Source organism: Nocardioides panacisoli, from assembly GCF_019448235.1.
In the GTDB taxonomy this organism is placed as follows: domain Bacteria; phylum Actinomycetota; class Actinomycetes; order Propionibacteriales; family Nocardioidaceae; genus Nocardioides; species Nocardioides panacisoli_A.
The window spans coordinates 1,284,095-1,299,805 of record NZ_CP080409.1; the positions used below are offsets into that span (position 1 = coordinate 1,284,095).

General features: G+C 74.0%; 12 protein-coding genes. 6 read left to right on the forward strand and 6 right to left on the reverse strand.

Annotated features, from left to right (window positions below; translation table 11 throughout):
* Positions 1–90: 90 nt before the first annotated feature.
* Positions 91–1,479 (forward strand): hypothetical protein, encoded by a 1,389-nt coding sequence (locus KUV85_RS06350; protein WP_219962367.1) that lies wholly within the window; start codon positions 91–93, stop codon positions 1,477–1,479.
* A 121-nt stretch (positions 1,480–1,600) separates the two neighbouring features.
* Here KUV85_RS06350 and KUV85_RS06355 read toward each other — a convergent pair whose 3' ends face one another.
* From KUV85_RS06355 to KUV85_RS06380, 6 genes are read right to left on the reverse strand one after another with little or no spacing between them, the layout of a single operon-like run.
* Positions 1,601–2,653: an NAD-dependent epimerase/dehydratase family protein gene (locus KUV85_RS06355; RefSeq protein WP_219962368.1), complete on the reverse strand. Its 1,053-nt coding sequence runs from the start codon at positions 2,651–2,653 to the stop codon at positions 1,601–1,603.
* Positions 2,650–3,453 carry an S-methyl-5'-thioadenosine phosphorylase gene (locus tag KUV85_RS06360; RefSeq protein WP_219962369.1) on the reverse strand — a complete coding sequence of 268 codons (804 nt, stop codon included), beginning with the start codon at positions 3,451–3,453 and terminating at the stop codon, positions 2,650–2,652. Before KUV85_RS06360 ends, KUV85_RS06355 begins: the two co-directional genes overlap by 4 nt.
* Positions 3,454–3,480: 27 nt before the next feature.
* Positions 3,481–4,284, reverse strand: coding sequence for an ABC transporter permease (locus KUV85_RS06365; RefSeq protein ID WP_219962370.1), 804 nt, complete (start codon positions 4,282–4,284; stop codon positions 3,481–3,483).
* Positions 4,281–5,135, reverse strand: coding sequence for an ABC transporter permease (locus KUV85_RS06370; RefSeq protein WP_219962371.1), 855 nt, complete (start codon positions 5,133–5,135; stop codon positions 4,281–4,283). Before KUV85_RS06370 ends, KUV85_RS06365 begins: the two co-directional genes overlap by 4 nt.
* A complete protein-coding gene (locus KUV85_RS06375) occupies positions 5,135–6,070 on the reverse strand; it encodes an ABC transporter ATP-binding protein (protein WP_219962372.1) in 936 nt (311 codons plus the stop codon). The genes KUV85_RS06370 and KUV85_RS06375 overlap by 1 nt, the downstream gene beginning before the upstream one ends.
* Before the next feature lie 33 nt (positions 6,071–6,103).
* Positions 6,104–7,660 carry an HsdM family class I SAM-dependent methyltransferase gene (locus KUV85_RS06380; protein WP_219962373.1) on the reverse strand — a complete coding sequence of 519 codons (1,557 nt, stop codon included), beginning with the start codon at positions 7,658–7,660 and terminating at the stop codon, positions 6,104–6,106.
* 68 nt (positions 7,661–7,728) lie between these two features.
* Between KUV85_RS06380 and KUV85_RS06385 the strand changes: the two genes are divergently transcribed.
* From KUV85_RS06385 to KUV85_RS06405, 5 genes are read left to right on the forward strand one after another with little or no spacing between them, the layout of a single operon-like run.
* On the forward strand, positions 7,729–9,012 hold the full coding sequence (locus KUV85_RS06385) for a nicotinate phosphoribosyltransferase (RefSeq protein WP_219962374.1): 1,284 nt from the start codon (positions 7,729–7,731) through the stop codon (positions 9,010–9,012).
* Positions 9,009–9,590: an isochorismatase family protein gene (locus KUV85_RS06390; RefSeq protein ID WP_219962375.1), complete on the forward strand. Its 582-nt coding sequence runs from the start codon at positions 9,009–9,011 to the stop codon at positions 9,588–9,590. The genes KUV85_RS06385 and KUV85_RS06390 overlap by 4 nt, the downstream gene beginning before the upstream one ends.
* Complete coding sequence (locus tag KUV85_RS06395) at positions 9,587–10,303, forward strand: NUDIX hydrolase (protein WP_219962376.1); 717 nt, start codon at positions 9,587–9,589, stop codon at positions 10,301–10,303. Before KUV85_RS06390 ends, KUV85_RS06395 begins: the two co-directional genes overlap by 4 nt.
* Positions 10,304–10,362: 59 nt before the next feature.
* Positions 10,363–14,901, forward strand: a complete 4,539-nt coding sequence (locus KUV85_RS06400) for an ATP-dependent helicase (RefSeq protein WP_219962377.1) — start codon at positions 10,363–10,365, stop codon at positions 14,899–14,901.
* Complete coding sequence (locus KUV85_RS06405; protein ID WP_219962378.1) at positions 14,894–15,670, forward strand: DNA-formamidopyrimidine glycosylase family protein; 777 nt, start codon at positions 14,894–14,896, stop codon at positions 15,668–15,670. The genes KUV85_RS06400 and KUV85_RS06405 overlap by 8 nt, the downstream gene beginning before the upstream one ends.
* The last annotated feature ends 41 nt before the right edge of the window (positions 15,671–15,711 follow it).

Consider the following 15,711-nt stretch of genomic DNA (forward strand, 5'->3'; position numbering starts at 1 on the left):
GCTGAGTGTCGGCACCGAATCTCCTTACGAACCGCTGAACCCTGCCCCGGCAGCCCTCACCGGGTGGTGCGCGCCCCCTACAGTCGAGCCATGCGGACGCGTGCTCCCCTCCTCGGCCTGCTCGCTGCCTTCGGTGTCCTCGCGCTCACCTTCACGCTCCCCCACCTGCTCGACTGGGACGTGCGGACCCGCGCACCGAGGTCGGCGGTCGACGGCGTCGTACCCCCGCTGCACGGGTACTGGGAGCCGACGTGGTTCGGCCCCGGCACGCTGCCCGCGCTGCTGCTCGCGCTGCTCGCCTGGCGGTACGCCGTGCAGCTGGCCGACCGGCTGCCGTGGCGGCGACTGCTGCTCGTGTCGTTCGTCGTCGGGACGGCGTGGCTGTTCTCCCTCGCCCTGGTCGACGGCGAGTCCGGGATCAGCCGGGTGCTGGGCAACCCCTACGAGTACCTGCAGACCGCGCGGGCCGTCGACGACGTCCCGGCGCTGCTGGACGGCTTCATCGACCGGATCCCCAAGCCCGCCGAGGACAACTGGCCCACCCACGTGGCCGGGCACCCGCCGGGGGCTCTGCTGTTCTTCGTCCTCCTCGCCCGCCTCGGCCTCGGCGGTGACTTCGCGGCCGGCGCGGTCGTCACGCTCATCGCGGCCACCATCCCGGTGGCGGTCCTCGTGCTGCTGCGCACGCTCGGGGCGGAGTCGGTCGCCCGGCGGGCCGCGCCGTTCCTGGTCATGGCGCCCGCAGCGCTCTTCCTCGCCGTCTCCGCCGACGCCGCGTTCACCGCGCTCGCCTGCTGGGGCATGGTCGCCGTCGCACTGGCGGCACGCGCCGACCGCGAGGGCCGCACCGCCGGCCTGGTGGGTTGGGGCGCCCTCAGCGGCCTGCTGCTGGGCTACGGCGTCTTCTGCTCCTACGGGTTCGCCATCCTCGGGCTGGTCGCCGTGGCGGTCCTGGTGGCGGCCCGCTCCTGGCGGCCCTTGCTGGTGTCGGTGCCCGCCGCACTCGTGGTCGTCGGCGTGTTCGCGGCGTACGGCTTCGCCTGGTGGGAGGCCTACCCGGTGCTCGTCGAGCGCTACCACGACGGCATCGCCGCCGACCGTCCGATGACCTACTGGTGGTGGGGCAACATCGGGGCGTTGCTGGTCTCGACCGGGCCACTTGTCGGCGCCGGGCTCGGTGCGGTCGCCGTCGCGGCGCCCGGGGTGCTGCGGCGGTCGAGCGCCGCGGAGCACGCCGAGGACGGGGACGTCGCCGGTCGGCGAGTGGCCGTCCTGATCGCGGTCGCGGGTGTCGCCTGCGTGGTGTTGGCCGACGTCTCGGGGATGAGCAAGTCCGAGGTCGAGCGCATCTGGCTGATCTTCGTGCCCTGGCTCCTGGTCTCGTGCGCGCTGCTGCCCGAGAGATGGCGCCGCCACGGCCTCGGCCTGCAGGTGGCCGCCGCCCTGATCGTGCAGCACCTGCTCTACACCAGCTGGTGACCTGCCGAGTCGGCGCCCACTCGGCTCTGCCGGGCCGAGTGGGCGCCGACTCGATGGATTCCCGGGCCGAGTTGGCGCCGACTCGACGGGGTCGTGGGCCGAGTTGGCGCCGACTCGGCACCTAGGAGCGCAGCGGGGCGGTGGCGAAGGCCGGCAGGCCGACGTCGGGGGTGACCTCGGCGGTGAAGCCGAGCTCGGTGCGGGCGCGCTCGGGCGAGGCGACGATGTGGCGCACGTCGCCGAGGCGGTACTGGCCGGTGACCTCGGGCGGGATGGGGCGTCCGGCCCCCTCGCCGACCATCTCGGCGACCTCCCTGATCGCGATCGGGTGCCCCGAGGCGACGTTGTAGGCCGCGTAGGACTCCGCCGGCGCCTCCGCGACCGCCCGCAGTGCGAGCACGTTGGCCCGGGCGACGTCGTCGACGTGCACGAAGTCGCGCATCTGGGCACCGTCCTCGAAGACCTGCGGTGCCTCGCCGCGCTCCAGGGAGGACCGGAAGATCGCCGCGACACCGGAGTACGGCGTGTCCTTGGGCATCAGCGGCCCGTAGACGTTGTGGTAGCGCAGCCCGATCGCCGCTCCCCCGGCCTGCCGAGCCCACGCGAGCGTGTAGTGCTCCTGGGCGACCTTCGAGGCGGCGTAGGAGCTGCGCGGCGCGAGCTCGGTCTCCTCGGCGACGCTCTCCCATGCCAGCACGGCACCGCACTCGTCGCAGTGGTTGTCGAAGTCGCCGGCGTCCAGGGCGGCGACGGCCCGCGGCTGCGGGACGCGTACGCCGTGGGTCGGGCACGCGTAGCGGCCCTCGCCGTAGACGACCATCGAGGAGGCGAAGACGAACCGCGAGACGCCAGCGGCGTACATGCCGGCGAGCAGCGCGGCGTTGCCCAGGTCGTTGTGGCCGGCGTACGCCGGCAGGTCGGCCGGCGTGACGCCCGCCCCGACCATCGCGGCCTGGTGGCACACCACGTCGATGCCGTCGAGCAGTGCGGCCCACTCCTCGGCGTCGGCCGCCTGACGCACGTCGAGGTCGTGGACGCCCTCGGGCACCGCCGCGCTGCCGTGGGCGGCGGGGAGCATGCAGTCGACGGCGACGACCTCGTCGCCCGCGGCACGCAGCTGGTCGGCGATGGCGCCGCCGATGAAGCCGGCGGCGCCGGTCAGCAGCACCCTCATCGGGGCGCCGGGACGTCGTAGGTCAAGTCGATGCCGTCGGCCCACGTGGCACAGCTGCACCCGGCCGGGTCGGGCAGGTCGCCGATCGTCTCGACGATGACGTCCTTGACCCGCTCGAGGTTCTCCTTGAACACCGCGAACACTTCCGCCTGGCTCACCGCCGCGCCACCGGGGACGCCGGCGTCCATGTCGGTGACCAGTGCGATCGTCTGGTAGCACAGCTGCATCTCCCGGGCGAGCATCGCCTCGGGGGCCGCCGTCATCCCGATCAGGTTCCACCCCTGGGCGGCGTAGTGCTGGGACTCCGCGCGCGTGGAGAAGCGGGGTCCCTCGATCACGACCAGCGTGCCGCCGGCGCTCACGCCGTCGCGCTCGGCCAGGGCCGACCCGAGCCGGGCGCAGTAGGGGTCGGCGAAGGGCACGTGGGTGGCACCGGGCCCGTCGACGTAGGACGAGGTGCGGCGGTGGGTGCGGTCGACGAGCTGGTCGGGCACCACCAGGTCGCGCGGCGCCACCTCGTCGCGGAGCCCGCCGACCGCGCTCGGGGCGAGGACCTGCCGGACGCCGAGCGACGCCAGGGCCCACAGGTTCGCGCGGAACGGGATCCCGTGCGGCGGGTGCTCGTGCTGCTTGCCGTGGCGTGGCAGGAAGGCGACGGTGCGGCCGGCGACGGTGCCGATCGCGACCGGCGCCGACGGGGCGCCGTACGGCGTCTCGACCTCGTGCTCGGTCACGTCGCTGAGGAAGGAGTAGAAGCCACTGCCGCCGATGACGGCCACGTCCGCAGTTGGTGCGCTCATGGCCGCCACTCTGCCAGCCGGTGGCGCTCAGGTGAGCAGCAGCCGGTCCAGCCGACGTCGTACGACGACCAGGCCGAGGCCGAGCAGCGCCACGAGGTAGACGACCGACACCAACGACGCCACGCTGAGGGCACCGGTGCTCAGCTCACGGCAGAGCACGACGCCGCGGTAGAGCGGGGTGAACTCCACGACCCACCGCACCGCACCCGGCAGCTCGGTGACCGGGAAGAAGGTGCCGGAGAAGAGCAGCATCGGCAGGACGAGCAGGTTGACGAAGTCGAAGTCCTGCCAGGAGCGCATGAAGCTCGTCGCGGCCATGCCGATCGCGGCGAAGGTGGCGGTCAGCAGTGCGGCCGCCGGCAGTGCGAGGACGGCCCACCACGACGAGACGAGGCCCATCGCGAGCATGACGACCAGGAAGATGCCGGAGTAGAGCCCGCCGCGCACCAGCGTCCAGGCGACCTGGCCGGCCGCGAGGTCCATGGTCGACATCGGGGTGGTGAGCCACTGCTCGAAGACCTTGTCGAACTTCAGGTAGGAGTAGAAGTTGTAGGTCGCGTCGAAGATCGCACCGTTCATCGCGGCGGCCGCGAGCATGCCGGGCGCGACGAACTCGGCGTAGGGGATGACCTGTCCGTTGTAGTTGAACTCGTCGATGAGCGCGCCGACGCCGATGCCGATCGAGAGCAGGTAGAAGATCGGCTCGAGGAAGGCGAAGAGCATCCCCTTCCAGGCGCTGCGGAACACCAAGGCCTGGCGGTGGACGATGCGCCCGACCATGAAGCCGCGACCGGGCAGGTCGCGGGCGCGCGGTGGCGTCACGCTGCTCATGTGCGCATCCTCCGCTCCAGTGCCCGCGTCGCGATCCACACGCCGGCGGCCGCCATCGCGCACAGGTAGGACAGGTGCAGGAAGGCCAGACCGACGTCGACCTCGCCGATCGCGAGCATCCGGGTGAGATCGACGCCGTGCCACAGCGGCGTGACGCGGGCCAGCCACTCCAGGACCGTCGGCAGGTTGGCGACGGGGAAGAACGCGCCGGAGAACAGGAACATCGGCAGCATCCCGACCCGGAAGAGCAGCATCATCCCCGACTCGCTCAGCATCGTCAGCGTGTAGGCGTGCACCGCCGCGCAGAACGCCAGTCCCAGCGGCACCTGCGCCGCGATGATGGCGAACGGCGCCCACCAGGTCGCGAAGACGCCGAACGGCACCAGCACTGCGGTGAACACCACGCTCACCAGCACGATCCGCGACAGCGCGAATGCCAGGTGGCCGTGGACGACGTCGCGCACGCGCAACGGGCTGGCGAGCATGGCCTCGTAGGTGCGGGCCCACTTGACCGCGCCCATCACCGGCCAGGCCATCTCCCCGAACGCGGTGATCATCACCTGGGCCGAGAGCAGGCCGGGCGCCACGAACGCGAGGTAGGACGCCGCCCCCTCCAGGCGTGCCGGGTCGTCCTCGATGAACCCACCCAGCACGACGCCCATGGCCACCACGTAGAGCAACGGCGAGAGCAGCGAGGACAGCACGGTGCCCCGCCAGGTGCGGCGGTGGACGATGAGCCAGTAGTCGAGCAGGCGCGGCGCGAGCGAACCCGTGGGGGCGTCCTCGGCCGCGCGCGTCGCCGCTCGATCAGGCGTCTCGACGTGCTCGACCAGCGGGTCGGGATCGGTCATCAGTCCACCAGGGTCCGGCCGGTGAGCTTGAGGAAGACGTCCTCCAGGCTCGCGCGCCGCACGAGCGTGCCGACGGGGTCGAGACCCCGCTCGTGCACCTGCGCGAGGGCGTGCTCGCCGTCGTCGGTGTAGAGCAGCACCCGGTCGGGCAGCACCTCGACCCGCAGGCCCAGGTCGGCCAGCTTCTCGGCGTACGCCTCGTGGCTGCCGTCGGCGCCGAGGCCGAACCGGAGCTCGGCCACCTCGCGGGTGGAGTGCTCGCGGATCAGCTCGCTCGGGGCGCCCTCGGCCACGATCCGGCCGCCGTCCATCACGACGAGGCGGTCGCACAGCTGCTCGGCCTCGTCCATGTAGTGGGTGGTGAGCACGAGGGTGACGCCGCGCTGCTTGAGCCGGAACAACCGGTCCCACAGCACGTGCCGCGCCTGCGGATCCAGGCCGGTGGTCGGCTCGTCGAGCAGCAGGATGTCGGGCTTGTTGATCAGGGCACGCGCGATGGTGACGCGGCGCTTCATGCCGCCGCTGAGCGACTCGACCTTGGAACGGGCGCGGTCGCTGAGCTGGACGAAGTCGAGCAGCTCCTCGACCCGCTGGCGCACCTCGCGGCGCGGGATGCCGAAGAACCGGCCGTAGACGAAGAGGTTGTCGTAGACGGTGAGCTCGGGGTCGAGGGTGTCCTCCTGCGGACACACGCCCAGGCGGCTGCGGATGGCGGCGCCGTCGTGCTCGGGGTCGAGCCCGAGGATGCGGAGCTCGCCACTGGTCACCGGCGAGACCGCCGCGACCATCCGCATGGTCGAGGACTTGCCGGCGCCGTTGGGACCGAGGAAGCCGAACGCCTCGCCGGTGCGGACGTCGACATCGATGCCCTTGACGGCCTCGAAGCTGCCGAAGCTCTTGCGGAGCCCGCGGGCCCGGATCATCGCGTCACTCACTCCACCGATCCTAGGCAGCGGCGCCGACAGGGTTCACCCGGGTTTGCGACCGGCGCGTGCCAGCCACCAGTCGAGCACGGCCGGGTCGGTGACGGCGTACGCCGCGCACATCAGGCTCGCCACGCGGGATAGTCCCTGACGAAGAGCACGCGAACTCGCCGGTTCGGGGTGCTTTTCGTCAGGGACTACCCCCTCGCGGCTCTCGCGAAGCACGGCGGCGGCCTCGTCCCAGGGCGCCCGGTCGACCGGCAGTGGGAGCGCGGCGAGCTGCCGGGCGCTCACCTTCACCGAGCCGGGCGTCAGCCCGGTGCCGAGGTAGCGGCCCGCCGCGTGGGCCACCACCGGGGGCGCCAGGGTCACCGCCAGCAGGCGCCAGAGGTCGTCGGGGTCGTCCGGGTCGTGCGGTACGACGCTGAGCACGGGCACCGAGGGCAGCCAGTCGCCCCGGGCGTCGACGGCGGCCTCGATGACTCGCCCCTGCCCCGCGACGAGGACCTTGGGGACGAGGCGGCCGCTCGCCCAGCCGGCGAGCTCGCTGTGGGCGAGATCGGTGCGGTCGACCGACGGCGCGGCGAAGCGCTGCTTGGCGAACCGGGTCGGCGTCTCACCCCACCGGCACTGCCCCGGTTCGAGCAGCCCGCTGGTGACGAGCGGCACCCGGTGCACGGCGGGCACCTGCTCGGCCTCCCGCACGAGGGGCACCAGCCCGTAGTACTGGTCGCGGAAGTCGGCCGTGCAGGTCGCCAGGTCGCCCACCACGCCGCCGTCGGCACGGCCGGGCGCGACCGACGGGACGCCGAAGGCTGGCGCCGCGAGGGCGCCCCACTCCCCCGACGGCTCGTCGGGCATCGCGACCGTGCCGCTGTCGCGGAAGTCCGCACCGTGCCAGGTGGCGACGTCCGCGCTCGCTGCGCCGCGGCGTACGACGGGCACGCAGGTGCGCACGGCCGTCCCGCCGAAGACCGGGGCGGCGCTGCTCCAGAACGCGACCACCCCGCCGACCGCGAGCACCGCGTCCCGCACCGGCGCAGCATCCCGCGCCCCGAGGACCGACAGGGGCTGGACCAGCGCCACGGTGCCGCCCTCGCGGACCAGGGACAGCGCGTGGTGCAGGAACACCGCCGAGGTGTCGGTGTAGGCGCCGACACCCGCGCTGCGACCGGCCGTGCGGCGACGGAGCTGCCCCAGGAACGGCGGGTTGCCGACGACGGCGTCGAAGCGGCCCGGCGACCAGCTGGACAGGCCGTCGGCGACGCGGACCTGGCGTGCCGCCTCGGCCGCGGAGAGCGTGGGGTCCTCCGCCCGCAACCGCAGCCGCGCGATCCGGACCGCCTCCGCGTCGGTGTCGGAGCCGTACGCCGCCCGCACACCCAGCCGTCGCGCCACGGCGACCAGGAAGTGGCCGGTGCCGCAGGCGGGGTCCAGCACGGTGCGGGTGTCCGCCTCCAGCGCGCGGTCCAGCACCCAGGCGACGAGCTCCGGCGGGGTGTAGAAGGCGCCGCGCCGGCGGCGTCCCTCGGGGTCCACGCGCGCCATCCGGTCCTCGTGGGCGACGGCGAGCGCCTCGGTCCGCCGTCGCTCCTCACCCATGGCGGCAGCCTAGGTCGTGCCAATGCCCGGCGTGTTATAGTCACAGTGACTACAACGCCGGAGGGGCGATGACGAGCGGACTGTTCACCGACCACTACGAGCTGACCATGCTCGACTCCTGGGTCCAGTCCGGAGCGGCGGCCCGGCCCGCCGTCTTCGAGGCCTTCGCCCGGTCCCTGCCCGTCGGGCGGCGCTACGGCGTGCTCGGCGGCCTCGGCCGCCTGCTCCCCCAGCTCGCCGACTTCCGGTTCGACCCCGCCGAGGTCGCCTGGCTGCGCGAGAGCGGCGTGATCGGCTCCCGCACCGCCACCTACCTCGCGGACTTCCGCTTCGGTGGTGACATCGAGGGCTACCGCGAGGGCGAGCTCTACTTCCCCGGCAGCCCCGTCCTGACCGTGACCGGGACGCTCGGCGAGTGCGCGGTCCTGGAGACGCTGGTCCTCAGCGTGCTCAACCACGACAGCGCGATCGCCAGCGCCGCCGCACGCATGGTCAGCGCCGCGGGCGACCGGCCGCTGCTGGAGATGGGCTCCCGCCGCACCCACGAGAAGGCGGCCGTCGCGGCCGCCCGGACGGCGTACCTCACCGGCTTCGCCGGCACCAGCAACCTCGCGGCGGGACGGCGCCACGGCGTGCCCACCATCGGCACCGCCGCGCACTCCTTCATCCTGTCCCACCCGACCGAGGCGGAGGCGTTCCGCCGCCAGGTCGCCTCACTCGGGGCGGGCACCACGCTCCTGGTCGACACCTACGACATCGCCGACGGCATCCGCACCGCCGTCGAGGTCGCCGGCACCGCGCTCGGTGGCGTCCGCATCGATTCCGGCGACCTCGCCGAGGAGGCCGGCAAGGCCAGGGCGCTGCTCGACGAGCTCGGCGCGACGCAGACCCGCATCATCGTCACCAGCGACCTGGACGAGCACGCGATCGACGCGCTCGCCGACTCCCCCGTCGACGGGTACGGCGTCGGCACCCACCTGGTCACCGGGTCCGGCCACCCGGCCGCAGGCATGGTCTACAAGCTGGTCGCCATCGGCGACGACGCCGACCACCTCCACCCGGTCGCGAAGTCCTCGGCCGAGAAGGTCTCGGTGGGCGGCCGCAAGCAGGCGTGGCGCCGGTACGACGCCGACGGTGTCCTCGCCGCCGAGCGCTTCGACCGCAGCGGCACCGGGGTGCCCGACGGCGCCGCGCCGGTGCAGGTGCGGCTCGTGCGGCGCGGCGAGGTCGTGCACGCGCCGACGCCGGACGAGGTCCGCGAGTTCACGCGCAGCGCCCTCGCGACGCTGCCACCCGACGCCCGCTCCGTGGCCCACGGGGCGCCGTACCTGATCGCCGAGGAGGAGCGATGAGCCGAGCAATCCTGATCGTGGACGTGCAGAACGACTTCGTCGAGGGCGGCGCCCTCGGCGTCACCGGCGGCACCGAGGTCGCCCGCGGGATCTCCCACCACGTCGCCGCGCACGCGACCGAGTACGCCGTGGTCGCCGCCTCGCGCGACTGGCACGCGGCCGACAGCGACAACGGCGGCCACTTCCACGCCCCCGGCGAGGAACCGGACTTCAACCGGACCTGGCCGGTCCACTGCGTGTCCGGGGATCACGGGTCGGAGTACGCACCCGACTTCGACACCGGCCACGTCACCCACCACGTCCGCAAGGGCATGGGTGTGCCCGCCTACTCCGCCTTCGAGGGCGTCACCGAGCAGGGCGAGGCGCTCGCCACGGTGCTGCGCGAGGCGGGCGTCACCGAGGTGGACGTCGTCGGGATCGCCACCGACTACTGCGTGCGCGCCAGCGTGCTCGACGCCTGCCGCGAGGGGTTCGACGTACGTCTCCTCTTCGGCCTCCACGCAGGCGTGGCCGAGGGGACGAGTGCCGCGGCGCTGGAGGAGATGACCGCCGCCGGCGCGCGGGTCAGCGCTCCGTGAGCGACCACCCGCCGTTCGCGGTGGCGGTCGACCTGGCCGTCTTCACGATCCGCGAGGGTGCGCTGTCGGTGCTCCTGGTCGAGCGCGGCGGGGCGCCGTACGCCGGCGCCTGGGCGCTGCCCGGAGGGTTCGTCGAGCCGCGGGAGGATGCCGAGCAGGCGGCGTGGCGCGAGCTGCACGAGGAGACCGGAGTGGAGCTCTTCGCCGGGCACCTGGAGCAGCTGCGCACCTACTCCGATCCCGACCGTGACCCGCGCATGCGGGTGGTGTCGATCGCCCACGTCGCGCTCGCGCCCGACCTCCCCGAGCCGCAGGCGGGCACGGACGCCGCCGACGCCCGCTGGTGGGTCGTGGACGACCTGCTCGAGGGCGAGGACGCCCCGGACCTCGCCTTCGACCACCGGCAGATCCTGCTGGATGCGCGGGAGCGGGTGCGGGCGAAGCTGGAGTACACCACGCTGGCCTGCGAGTTCGTCGCCGAACCGTTCACCCTGCCCGAGCTGCGACGGGTGTACGCCGCGGTCTGGGGCACCGCGCCGGACCTGGGCAATTTCCGGCGCAAGGTGCTCGGCACTGACGGCTTCGTCGTCCCCACCGCCGACCAGGGGGCACCGGGCGAGTCCGGTGGCCGGCGGGCAGCGCTCTACCGCCGCGGTCCGGCACGATCCGTCTTCCCGCCGATGGCGCGCCACACGGTCCGCTCCGAGGGGTGAGCCGACCCCGTGGTGCCGCCGTCGGTGGCGCTGTCGGTGCCGTGGGTGAGACTGGGGAGGTGACCGACGCCCTCGCCTCCTTCAGCGATGCGACGCGGTCGTGGTTCACCGCCGCCTTCCCGGAGCCGACGCCGGCCCAGGAGGGCGCGTGGGACGCGATCGCGCGGGGCCGTCACACCCTCGTGGTGGCGCCCACGGGCTCGGGCAAGACGCTGAGCGCGTTCCTCTCCGCGATCGACCGCCTGTTGAGCAGCGAGCCGCCGGCCGAGCGCTCCCAACGCACGCGCGTGCTCTACGTCTCCCCGCTCAAGGCGCTGGCCGTCGACGTCGAGCGCAACCTCCGCGCCCCCCTGACCGGCATCCGGCAGACCGCCGAGCGGCTCGGGGGTGGGACCGACCTGCCGGACGTGACCGTCGGCATCCGCTCCGGCGACACCAGTGCGGCCGAGCGGCGCCGCCTCGGCAGCCGGCCACCCGACGTACTCATCACCACGCCCGAGTCGCTGTTCCTGATGCTGACCAGCCGGGTCCGCGAGACGCTGCGCAACGTCGACACCGTCATCGTCGACGAGGTGCACGCCGTGGCGGGCACCAAGCGCGGCGCCCACCTGGGCCTCAGCCTCGCCCGGCTGGACGCGCTGCTCCCCCGGCCGGCGCAGCGCATCGGCCTCTCGGCCACGGTGCGGCCGACCGAGGAGGTCGCCCGCTTCCTCGGCGGCACCGACCCGGTCGACATCGTCGCGCCACCGGCCGCCAAGGAGTGGGACCTCGAGGTGGTCGTGCCGGTCGAGGACATGACCGACCTGGGGGCGTCCGCCTCGGAGGCGGCCGACGTGGGCGACGCCGAGGCCGGCCGCCGACGGTCCTCGATCTGGCCCCACGTGGAGGAACGGGTGGCCGAGCTGATCGAGCAGCACCGCTCGACCATCGTGTTCGCCAACGCCCGCCGCACCGCCGAACGCCTCACCGCACGACTCAACGAGATCGCGACCGGCGAGTCCGCCGACGACCTGGAGCCGCCGGCCCAGGTGATCGCCCAGTCCGGCACCTCGGCCGGGAGCGAGGGCGTCCTCGCCCGCGCCCACCACGGCTCGGTCTCGGCCGAGCAGCGCGCGCGGATCGAGGACGACCTCAAGGGCGGCCGGCTGCCGGCCGTCGTCGCCACCAGCAGCCTCGAGCTCGGCATCGACATGGGCGCGGTCGACCAGGTGCTGCAGATCTCCTCCCCGCCGAGCGTCGCGAGCGCCCTGCAGCGCGTCGGCCGGGCGGGCCACCAGGTCGGCGAGACCTCGCGAGGCGTCTTCTTCCCCCAGCACCGCGGCGACCTCGCCTCGGCGGCGGTCAGCGTCGCCCGGATGCGCACCGGGGAGATCGAGGCGCTGCGCATCCCCGCCAACCCCCTGGACGTGCTCGCCCAGCAGGTCGTGGCCGCCACCGCGGTCGACGACTGGCACGTCGACGAGCTCTTCGAGGTGGTGCGTCGCACCGCCTCCTACTCCGGACTGCCGCGGTCGGCGTACGAGTCGGTGCTCGACCTGCTCGCGGGCCGCTACCCCAGCGACGAGTTCGCCGAGCTGCGTCCACGCATCACCTGGGACCGGGTCACCGGCACGCTCAGCGGACGGCCCGGGGCGCAGCGGCTGGCCGTCACCAGCGGCGGCACCATCCCCGACCGCGGGCTGTACGGCGTCTTCCTCGCCGGCGAGGGCACCGGTCGACGGGTCGGGGAGCTCGACGAGGAGATGGTCTACGAGAGCCGTGTCGGCGACGTCTTCGCCCTGGGCGCGACCAGCTGGCGCATCGAGGACATCACCCACGACCGGGTCGTCGTGACGCCGGCGCCGGGCGTGCCGGGGCGGCTGCCGTTCTGGAAGGGCGACACGCTGGGTCGGTCCGCCGAGCTCGGCGAGGCGATCGGCGCCTTCACCCGCGAGTTGTCGCAGCTGCCCGACGACCGTGCCCGCGACCGGGCCCGCGCCGACGGACTGGACGCCTGGGCGGCGGACAACCTGGTGGCCTACGTGCGTGAGCAGGCCGAGGCGACCACGATCGTGCCGCACGACCAGACGCTGTTGGTCGAGCGCTGCCGCGACGAGCTGGGCGACTGGCGACTCGTGCTGCACAGTCCCTACGGCACGGCCGTGCACGCGCCCTGGGCGTTGGCGATCAACGTGCGGCTGCGCGAGCGCTACGGCATCGAGGCGCAGGCGACGGCCGCCGACGACGGCATCGTGATCCGGGTGCCCGACACCGACGCCGAGCCGCCGGAGGCCGATCTCGTGGTCTTCACCCCCGACGAGATCGAGGACCTCGTCACCACCGAGGTCGGCAACTCCGCGCTCTTCGCCGCACGGTTCCGGGAGAGCGCTGCGCGGGCGCTGCTGCTCCCCCGCCGGGACCCGGGGCGGCGGTCCCCGTTGTGGCAGCAGCGGCAGCGCGCCGCCCAGCTGCTCGAGGTCGCCTCCCGCTACCCGTCCTTCCCGATGCTGCTGGAGACGGTCCGCGAGTGTCTCAACGACGTCTACGACCTCCCGGCCCTGGTGCAGCTGCTCACCCGCGTGCAGCGTCGCGAGGTCACCGTCACCGACGTCACCACCCAGCAGGCCTCGCCGTTCGCCCAGACCCTGCTGTTCGGCTACGTCGCCCAGTTCGTCTACGAGGGTGACTCGCCGCTGGCGGAGCGCCGGGCGGCGGCGCTGACGCTCGACCAGGGACTGCTCGCCGAGCTGCTCGGCCGCGCCGAGCTGCGCGAGCTGCTCGATGCCGACGTGCTCGCCGAGGTGGCCGCGGAGCTGCAGCGCACCGCCACCGACCGACGCGCCCGTGATGCCGAGGGCGTCGCCGACCTGCTGCGCCTGCTCGGTCCACTGACCCAGGAGGAGGTCACCGACCGCACCGTCGACGGCGCCGACGTCACCGGATGGGTGACCGGGCTGGCCCGCGACGGGCGGATCGTGCAGGTGCGGCTGCCGGGCGGGCCGGCCTGGGCCAGCATCGAGGACGTCGCCCGCCTCCGCGACGGGTTGGGCGTCCCGGTCCCGCCGGGGGTCCCGGCCGCCTTCACCGAGCCCGTCGACGACCCGCTCGGTGACCTGATCGGGCGCTACGCCCGAACCCACGGGCCCTTCACGCCCGCCGATGTCGCCATCCGCCTGGGACTCGGCGTGGCCGTGGTGCGCCACACCCTCGACCGACTGGTGGCCCAGGGACGGGTCGTGGTCGGCGAGTTCCGGCCGTCCGGCGCGGGCGAGGAGTGGTGCGACGCCGAGGTCCTGCGCCGGATCCGTCGGCGCTCGCTGGCGCGGTTGCGACAGCAGGTCGAGCCGGTGCCACCGGCAGCGCTGGCCCGCTTCACGCAGGCCTGGCAACAGGTCGCCACGACCACGACGAACGCCCGCCCCGGCCGGGGGCTCCGCGGCGTCGACGGTGTCGTGCGCGCCGTCGAGCAGCTGGCGGGGGCGCCGGTCCCGGCGAGCGCGTTGGAGGCCTTGGTGCTGCCGGCGCGGGTGCGGGACTACGAGCCGGGCATGCTCGACGAGCTCACCACCTCCGGCGAGGTGCTCTGGGCCGGCCACGGCGCGCTCGCCGGTGGCGACGGCTGGGTGTCGCTCCACCTCGCCGACCAAGCGGACCTGACGCTGCCCGAGCCCGAGGATGCCGCGGGGGCGTTGCAGGAGCGGCTGCTGACCGCCTTCACCCCCGGCGCGGCCTGGTTCTTCCGGCAGCTGGCCGACCAGGTGATGGCGGACCTCGAGACCCGACCGACCGATGCCGAGGTGGCCGCCGCGCTGTGGGACCTGGTGTGGTCCGGCCACGCGACCAACGACTCGCTCGCGCCGCTGCGGGCGCGCGTCCGCGGTGGGCGGCCGACCCACCGGAGGCGGCGTGCCCCGGCACGCCCCGGGCGCGTGGCACGCTCCGGGCCGCCGGACACCCCCGGGCGCTGGTCGCTGCTGCCGGCGGTCGACGACGACCCCACCCGACGTGGCCACGCCAGCGCCGAACGGCTGCTCGACCGGCACGGCGTGGTCACCCGCGGCGCCGTGACCTCGGAGAACCTGCCGGGCGGCTTCGCGGCGGCGTACCGCGTCCTGTCGGTGTTCGAGGAGCAGGGACGGTGTCGTCGGGGGTACTTCGTTGAGGGGCTCGGAGCCGCCCAGTTCGGCACCAACGGCGCCGTCGACCGGTTGCGCACCTTCACCGACCTGCCCGACCACCACGAGCCCGAAGCCGTCGCCCTGGCTGCGACCGACCCGGCGAACCCCTACGGCGCCGCACTGGCCTGGCCGTCACCGCGCGACGGGGGGCACCGGCCGGGCCGCAAGGCGGGAGGTCTGGTGGTGCTGGTCGACGGCGAGCTGGTGCTCTACGTCGAGCGGGGCGGACGCACGCTCCTCACCTGGAGCGAGGAGGCGGCACAGCTCGGCCCCGCGGCCGCGGCGCTCGCGGACGCCGTACGCCGCGGCAGCGCGGGTCATCTCACTGTCGAGCGCGCCGACGGCGAGGCGCTGCTGGGCGCCGGGGAGACACCACTGCGCGCCGCCCTGGAGGCGGCGGGCTTCGTCGCGACGCCGCAGGGACTGCGGATCCGTGCCTGAGGGCGACGCCGTACGCCGCACCGCGCTCCGGCTGGACCGCGCACTGGCCGGCCGTGAGGTGACCCGCAGCGACTTCCGGGTGCCGCAGCTCGCCACCAGCGACCTCCGCGGCCGCGTGGTGCACGGCACCGCCACGCACGGCAAGCACCTCTTCACCCGCATCGGCGAGCTGACGCTGCACACGCACCTGAAGATGGAGGGCACCTGGCGCAGCTACCGGCCGGGGGCGCGATGGGACCGTCCGGGACACCTCGCCCGGGTCGTCCTCACCACCGAGCACGGTAGCGCCGTCGGCTTCGCGCTCGGCCTGGTGGAGCTGTTCCCGACCACGGAGGAGGCGACGGTGACCGACCGCCTCGGGCCGGACCTCCTGGGGGCCGAGTGGGACGCGGCAGCGGCCGGCGCACGCCTCGCGGAGGATCCCGACCGCGTGCTCGGCGAGGCGCTGCTGGACCAGACGGTGGTCGCGGGGATGGGCACGATCTGGGTCGCCGAGTCCTGCTTCGCCCACGGCGTCCACCCGCAGGGTCCCGTGTCACAGGTCGCCGACCCCGCGCGGTTCGTGGAGCGCGTCCGCCGGATGCTCCACGTCGCGGTGGAGCGCGGGCGGCCGATCACCACCGGCAACCAACGAGCACCGATGTGGGTCTACCGGCGACACCGCCAGCCGTGCCGCCGCTGCGGCACCACCGTCGAGGCCGGGCCGGTCGGACCGCCGGGACGGGAGCGCACGACGTACTGGTGTCCGGGCTGCCAACCGCGCACTTGATCTTCGTCACGTCGCCGGACCGTCGGGAACCGGGTCCCGGC

What these genes read in the sequence shown, in the direction of transcription:
- KUV85_RS06350 (WP_219962367.1), top strand. Translation starts at nt 91, where the DNA reads ATGCGGACGCGTGCTCCCCTCCTCGGCCTGCTCGCTGCCTTCGGTGTC.
- KUV85_RS06355 (WP_219962368.1), bottom strand. Translation starts at nt 2,653, where the DNA reads ATGAGGGTGCTGCTGACCGGCGCCGCCGGCTTCATCGGCGGCGCCATC.
- KUV85_RS06360 (WP_219962369.1), bottom strand. Translation starts at nt 3,453, where the DNA reads ATGAGCGCACCAACTGCGGACGTGGCCGTCATCGGCGGCAGTGGCTTC.
- KUV85_RS06365 (WP_219962370.1), bottom strand. Translation starts at nt 4,284, where the DNA reads ATGAGCAGCGTGACGCCACCGCGCGCCCGCGACCTGCCCGGTCGCGGC.
- KUV85_RS06370 (WP_219962371.1), bottom strand. Translation starts at nt 5,135, where the DNA reads ATGACCGATCCCGACCCGCTGGTCGAGCACGTCGAGACGCCTGATCGA.
- KUV85_RS06380 (WP_219962373.1), bottom strand. Translation starts at nt 7,660, where the DNA reads ATGGGTGAGGAGCGACGGCGGACCGAGGCGCTCGCCGTCGCCCACGAG.
- KUV85_RS06385 (WP_219962374.1), top strand. Translation starts at nt 7,729, where the DNA reads ATGACGAGCGGACTGTTCACCGACCACTACGAGCTGACCATGCTCGAC.
- KUV85_RS06390 (WP_219962375.1), top strand. Translation starts at nt 9,009, where the DNA reads ATGAGCCGAGCAATCCTGATCGTGGACGTGCAGAACGACTTCGTCGAG.